General features: G+C 65.1%; 8 protein-coding genes. 5 read left to right on the top strand and 3 right to left on the bottom strand.

The annotated features are described in order from the left end of the window. The first annotated feature begins 125 nt into the window (after positions 1-125). From RIL96_RS13135 to RIL96_RS13125, 3 genes are all read left to right on the top strand, one after another. Positions 126-1,106, top strand: a complete 981-nt coding sequence (locus RIL96_RS13135) for a 1,4-dihydroxy-2-naphthoyl-CoA synthase (RefSeq protein WP_310549471.1) — start codon at positions 126-128, stop codon at positions 1,104-1,106. Between the two features lie 225 nt (positions 1,107-1,331). After that, entirely contained in the window at positions 1,332-1,760 is a 429-nt protein-coding gene (locus RIL96_RS13130) for a LexA family protein (protein WP_310549470.1), read from the top strand. Continuing rightward, on the top strand, positions 1,757-3,037 hold the full coding sequence (locus tag RIL96_RS13125; RefSeq protein ID WP_310549469.1) for a Y-family DNA polymerase: 1,281 nt from the start codon (positions 1,757-1,759) through the stop codon (positions 3,035-3,037). The genes RIL96_RS13130 and RIL96_RS13125 overlap by 4 nt, the downstream gene beginning before the upstream one ends. On the opposite strand, the gene RIL96_RS13120 is transcribed toward RIL96_RS13125, so the two are convergent. The 3 genes from RIL96_RS13120 to RIL96_RS13110 are packed head-to-tail and all read right to left on the bottom strand — an operon-like array spanning position 3,034 to position 4,782. Further along, positions 3,034-3,780: an SOS response-associated peptidase gene (locus tag RIL96_RS13120; RefSeq protein ID WP_310549468.1), complete on the bottom strand. Its 747-nt coding sequence runs from the start codon at positions 3,778-3,780 to the stop codon at positions 3,034-3,036. The two genes, RIL96_RS13125 and RIL96_RS13120, sit on opposite strands and share 4 nt — an antisense overlap. A 7-nt stretch (positions 3,781-3,787) precedes the next feature. Beyond that, positions 3,788-4,201 (bottom strand): hypothetical protein, encoded by a 414-nt coding sequence (locus tag RIL96_RS13115; protein ID WP_310549467.1) that lies wholly within the window; start codon positions 4,199-4,201, stop codon positions 3,788-3,790. A 2-nt stretch (positions 4,202-4,203) separates the two neighbouring features. Continuing rightward, a complete protein-coding gene (locus RIL96_RS13110) occupies positions 4,204-4,782 on the bottom strand; it encodes a recombinase family protein (RefSeq protein WP_310549466.1) in 579 nt (192 codons plus the stop codon). Between the two features lie 274 nt (positions 4,783-5,056). Here RIL96_RS13110 and cmtR point away from each other — a divergent pair, with 274 nt between their 5' ends. Both cmtR and RIL96_RS13100 read left to right on the top strand, forming a co-directional pair. Next, positions 5,057-5,416, top strand: coding sequence for a Cd(II)/Pb(II)-sensing metalloregulatory transcriptional regulator CmtR (gene cmtR / locus RIL96_RS13105; RefSeq protein ID WP_310549465.1), 360 nt, complete (start codon positions 5,057-5,059; stop codon positions 5,414-5,416). After that, the gene (locus tag RIL96_RS13100; RefSeq protein WP_310549464.1) at positions 5,413-6,015 is read left to right on the top strand and encodes a cadmium resistance transporter; all 603 of its coding nucleotides are present in this window, start codon (positions 5,413-5,415) and stop codon (positions 6,013-6,015) included. Before cmtR ends, RIL96_RS13100 begins: the two co-directional genes overlap by 4 nt. Positions 6,016-6,291 lie beyond the last annotated feature (276 nt).

Genomic DNA, 6,291 nt, shown 5'->3' with positions numbered 1-6,291 from the left:
AGTAGTCCTCTGCGCCATCATCGCCTGCCTACGCACATAGGAGACACGCCCTAGACAGCCCCGGGTTCCGCTGCCCGGATTCTAGACCGAATCCCAGCCCAGGCATCCCGGTAGACTCGTCGTCGATGAGTGACGACGCAGCGCAGACCCCCTCCCCCTCCGGCGATCTCCCCGCGAAGGTCTCGGACATCTTCGACCCGTGGCAGTGGCGCCAGGTGGAGGGCTTCGATCTGACGGACCTGACCTACCACCGGCGGGTGGAGCGTGATGCCTCCGGCCGTATCCTCCATGACCTGCCGGCGGTGCGGATCGCCTTCGACCGCCCCGAGGTGCGCAATGCGTTCCGCCCCGGGACCGTCGACGAGCTCTACCGCACCCTCGACCACGCCCGCATGACCCCCGACGTCGGCGCCGTGCTGCTCACCGGCAACGGCCCCTCCCCGAAGGACGGCGGGCACAGCTTCTGCTCCGGCGGGGACCAGCGGATCCGCGGCCGGGACGGCTACCGCTACGCCGAGGGGGAGACGGCGGAGACCATCGACCCGGCCCAGGCGGGCCGTCTACATATCCTCGAGGTCCAGCGGCTGATGCGCACGATGCCGAAGGTGGTGATCGCTGTGGTCAACGGCTGGGCGGCCGGTGGCGGCCATTCGCTCCACGTCGTCGCGGACCTGAGCATCGCCTCGCGCGAGCACGGGAAGTTCAAGCAGACCGATGCCACAGTCGGCTCCTTCGACGCAGGCTACGGCTCGGCGCTGCTGGCCCGCCAGGTGGGGCAGAAGAAGGCCCGTGAGATCTTCTTCCTGGCCCGTGAGCACTCGGCCGAGGAGATGGTCGCCGCCGGCGCGGTGAACGAGGCGGTGGACCACCAGCGGCTGGAGGAGGTCGCGCTGGAGTACTGCACGGACATCGCCGGGCAGTCCCCGCAGGCGGTGCGGATGCTGAAGTTCGCGTTCAACGCCGCCGATGACGGCCTGGCCGGCCAGCAGGTCTTCGCCGGTGAGGCCACGCGGATGGGGTATATGACCGATGAGGCGGTGGAGGGCCGCGATGCGTTCCTCGGCAAACGCGCGCCGAACTGGTCGGACTTCCCCTACTACTATTAGAGGTCATCATCACCCCAGGTCAGAGCCGGATGAGAGTCTTACTGGGCACACACTGGGCACAAGAATCTGCGTTGAGGATTCTCCCTGATCCCGTTGAATGCTGAGAGACCCCCGCAGACAGTTTGCCTGCGGGGGTCTCTCTTATCCACGGTGCAGGCAGCCCAGTACCTCTTCCGGAAGCAGACCTTGCTATCGAATCTGTGTTCGATAGATACTAGATGCCTCATGCGTGTCGATAGCCTCCAGATCCTTGAACCCTCCGCCGCCGCCTCGACTGTGCTCCTGGCTCCGGTGGCGGTTCCCTGCGGCTATCCTTCCCCCGCGCAGGACTACTACGACGGCCCGCTGGACCTGACCTCGCACCTGATCAAAGACTCGGCCTCCACGTTCCTGGTCCGGGTCACCGGTGACTCGATGGAGCAGGCCGGTATCAGTGACGGCGACGAGCTGATCGTAGACCGGGCGCGCACACCAAAGGATATGTCCGTGGTCGTGGCTATTCTCGACGGTGAGCTGACCGTCAAGCGTCTGCGCATCACATCTGGCGGTGTGGTGCTCCAGGCCGAGAGCCAGACCCACCCGGATCTGGTGGTCGGTGAGCTCTCCGAGCTGGAGATCTGGGGAGTCGTTATCAAGTGCATCCACAACGTGTGACCAAACCGCGTGACTACATCGCCCTGGTCGATGTCAACGCCTTCTACGTCAGTGCCGAGCGGGTCTTCGACCCGAAGCTGCGCAACAGGCCCGTGGTGGTGCTCAGCAACAACGACGGCTGCTGCGTTGCCCTCTCGCCGGAGGCCAAAGCGCTGGGCATCCCGCTGGGCGAACCCTGGTTCAAGCTCGCCGCCCAGGCTCCGCAGTACGGTCTGGTGGCCCGCTCCAGCAACTACGAGCTTTACGGCGATATGTCCGCCCGTGTGATGCGGCTACTCAACCAGTGCTCGGCCTGGGTGGAGGTCTACTCGATTGACGAGGCGTTCGTCGGCGTCCGCGGCACGCCTCAGCAGCTCAAAGCATGGGGCCATCAGGTCAAGGAGCGGATCTGGCAGGAACTCGGGCTGCCGGTCTGCGTCGGCATCGCCCCCACCAAGACCCTGGCGAAGCTGGCGAACAAGACCGCGAAGAAGATCCCGGTGCTGGCTGGTGTCTGCTGCTGGGAGGCGGTGCCGGTGCAGCGCCGGGAAGCGCTGCTGGCCTCCCTGCCGGTGATCGAGGTCTGGGGCATCGCGGTACGGCTGACCAAGAGGCTCTATGCGATGGGCATCGAGTCCATCGCCCAGCTGCGCGATGCAGACCCCGCCGCCATGCGCAAACGCTTCAGCATCGTGGTGATGCGTACCGTGCTGGAGCTGCGCGGCACACCCTGCATCCCGCTGGAGGAGGAGCCTGCCGAGATCAAGGACCAGCTGATCTTCAGCAGGTCCTTCTCGGAGAAGATCACCACCGTCGCGGAGATGGAGCAGGTGCTCGGCGTCTATGCCCAACGTGCCTCAGCGAGACTGCACAAGCATGACCGGCAGGCGAAGGTGGTCACCGCCTGGGCGATGACCTCGCACTACAGCCCGGACCAGCACGGCCCCTCGGCGACAGTGACGCTGCCTGCGCCCACCGCTGACCCGGTGCTGCTGACCAGAGCCGCCAAGGCGCTGCTGCCGAGAATCCACGAGGGTGTGCGCTACGCCAGAGCAGGCATCGTGGTCACTGATCTGTACAAGACCGGCCACCAGCCGGTCTTCGACCTCTTCACCGACCGCCATGAGGAGCGCCAGATCGGCCCGCTGATCGAGTCGGTGAGGCAGAAGATCAACGGCGCTGCCATCGGTCTCGGACGGGCAGGACTCAAAGCCGGTCCTCAGTGGCAGATGCGACGAGAGATGATGAGCCCGCGCTACACCACCCATTGGGACGAACTGCCGCTGGTCAAGGCCTAGAACGGCGTCTCAGACTCCAGCGGCACCACCAGGCTGGCGTCGTTGTTCCTGACGTTGCCGACGGCCTGACCCACCTCGTAGACCTCCCAGCCCGAGGCGATCCCGTTGGCCTCACCCCGGATATGGTCGATCAGCCCGGATGCCTCTTCCTTGTCGAGCTTCTCCGCTGAGAGCCAGGCGTCCATCAGGTCACCACTGATCGGCAGCGGGATGCGGTCATGAAGGCCCGCCAAGTCCTCCAGCACCCCGCCGCTGCCCGGCTGCGGCGACGGCCCGGTCAGTATGGTGCAGGACATCAGCTCCTCACCATCCTCATCGCTGGGATCATGCCACCACTCGTAGAGTCCGGCGAAGCTGATCAACGAGCCGTCGGCGGGGCGGATGACATGCGGCCTCTTCTTCGAGCCGTCCTTGAGCCACTCGTAATAAGCATCGGCAGGGATCACCGCGCGCTTCGAGCGCACCGCGGCCCGGAAGGTCGGCTTCTCGGCTGCGGTCTCCGAGCGGGCGTTGAACGTCTTGTAGCTCTGCTTCAGATCCTTGGCCCATCCCGGCATCAGTCCCCACCGGGCGGTGCTCAGCTCGCGGTGACCCTCTGAGCCGTCGGTGTCGCGGATGATCGGCACAGTGCTGGTCGGGGCGATGTTCCAGGACTGACGCGCCTCGACGCCTGCGGGCACATCGGCATCGTAGGCCGCTGCGAGGTCACCGGTGGCCCTTGCCAGGACGTATCTGCCGCACATGCAGTGATCATACGCTCTCAAGGTCCTCGTCCACACCGTACTGAGCGAGGCGGAGCACCACGAGGTTCATCAGCCGCCCGTCGCTGGTCTTACGCAGCTCCTTGGTCTCGACCACAGCTCCCGAGCGTCGCAGCACCTTCTGCGCGTCCTGGAACGTCACGCTGCCGAGGGTGTACTTCAGGTGCCGCAGCATCACACCGTGTGAGCCCAGCAGCGCCACCACGCGGTAGAGGTGCTGGGCGTCACGATATGCTCGCTCGTCCCAATAGCCAGCCCGTGCTGGGGGCTTCAGAGAAGCGGGGATGGGCACGATGATCTCCGGTCGCTGTGCGAGTTTTGTGAGGTCGGCGATGAACCCCTCGGAGTCATGCTCAGCATCCTGTGCCAACTGATCTGAGATCCAAGCGTTGGTCTCGCTCATCATCACTCCTGTTCTCCCGAGGGCGTGCCATTCTCGGAGACCACCTTGTGTACGGTGCCGACCGAAAGCCCCGTCACCCGGGCAATCATCCGCACTGACTCACCATCCTCGTGGCGGGCGAGGATCACCCGGCGCTTGTCCTGATCGACCACGCGGGGCCGACCGCCGACGCGGCCCTGCCTCCGGGCCGCCTCCAGGCCGTTCCTGGTCTTGCGGCTGATGTCGCGGCGGCGGTCCTCGGCCAGCGCCAGGGCGAGGTCGAGGAGGAAGCTCCGCTCGGTATGCTCTCCAGCGGCAACGCCGTCCAGCACTTTCACCGCGATGCCGCGCTCGAACAGCTCGGTGAGCACCAGCAGTCCTTCCAGGAGGTTCCTGCCGAGCCGGTCCACCTCCTGGACGGTGAGCATGTCCCCGTCGCGCAGGTAGTCCAGCGCTGCGCGCAGCCCTGGGCGGTCATCGACGGCGAGCTTGCCCGAGACCTTCTCCTCGAAGACCTTGATGCAGATGGGGTCCAGAGCGTCATGCTGGCGCTGGGTGTCTTGCTTCGAGGTACTCACCCGCACCAGGCCGATCAGCGACATGCCCACCTCCGTTCATCTAACGTGTTCAACAACGTGCTTCTACTGTACCAGTTATTGAACGGGTTTTCGAACACTTGGGCATCACGAAACAGAGATGTGACTATGTCCGCTAATTGGCGGGGTTTTTCAGACGCTCAGTGGCGGCCTCCACTCCCTCGCACGCGAGGGGGTGGTAGCGATGCCCTGCGTGTCCGTAAGGCCATCCCCTTACGGGCATGCGATCTGGGCTGACGCCTGTGGCCGAGCGTTCAGTGCGCGCTGTATAGTTCAGTGCATGCTGACTATTGCTTCGCGTCTCGACGTGATGAACCGCCTGGGTCGTGCACTGGCCGACCCCACTCGATCCCGGATCATCTTGACCCTGCTCGACCATCCCGCTTACCCGGCGGAACTGGCCCGAGATCTGGACCTGACACGCCCGAACGTGTCCAACCACCTGGCATGCCTGCGCGATTGCGGGATCGTCGTCTCCGAGACCGAGGGTCGTCGGACACGATATGAGATCGCCGATTCGCGCCTGACGCAGGCGCTGACGGCACTGGTCGATGCCACCCTGACAGTGGACGAAGACGCCCCGTGCATCGATCCCGCCTGCTCGCTTCCCGGGTGCGACGCAGCTGGGGAGGGCGCATGATCCTCACCTCGGTCTTGCAGGCGATGGGCCTGTTCGCAACGACCAACATCGACGACATCATCGTGCTCTCCCTCTTCTTCGCGCGAGGGGCAGGCCAGCGCGGCACTACCGCCCGCATTCTGGCCGGCCAGTACCTCGGATTCGCCGGCATCCTCGGTGCCGCGGTCCTGGTGACCATCGGCGCCGGAGCATTCCTGCCCTCGGCAGCCATCCCGTACTTCGGTCTCATCCCTCTGGGCCTCGGCCTCTGGGCCGCATGGCAGGCCTGGCGCGGAGACGATGACGACGATGACGACGAGGCCAAGGTTGCCGGCAAGAAGGTCGGCGTGTGGACAGTCGCAGGCGTCACCCTTGCCAACGGCGGCGACAACATCGGCGTCTACACCCCTGTCTTCCTCAGCGTGGAACCTCTCGCAGTAGTCGCCTACTGCATCGTCTTCCTCGCGCTCGTCGCGGCCCTGGTGACCCTGGCAAAGTTCGTCGCCACCCGCCCCCCGATCGCCGAAGTGCTCGAACGCTGGGAGCACATCCTCTTCCCCATCGTCCTCATCGGCCTCGGCATCGTGATCCTCGTCAGCGGCGGAGCCTTCGGACTCTGACCTAGCGGCAGCGATCCAAACGGCCCCGACCGTGCGCACCCCTCTCGGTTCAGACCGCGACACCTACCTGCAGCCAGTCCTGCGTGATCGCGGCAACAAGACCGCCACGGAGCGCTGCAAAAACCCCCGCCACCAAGCGAACGAAGCCACAACAGAGATCTGGCGCTAACTCGCGCAGCGTTCATCTATCGACCGTTTACTGAAGGGGCTGATGCAGGAACAGGTGACATCTGATGTTTAGCACCGTGGGTGCTGGGCAGGAGAGGATGTCCCTAT

Source organism: Nesterenkonia aerolata (genome assembly GCF_031470965.1).
Lineage (GTDB): Bacteria > Actinomycetota > Actinomycetes > Actinomycetales > Micrococcaceae > Nesterenkonia > Nesterenkonia aerolata.
This window is presented reverse-complemented; position numbering and strand designations above follow the sequence as displayed.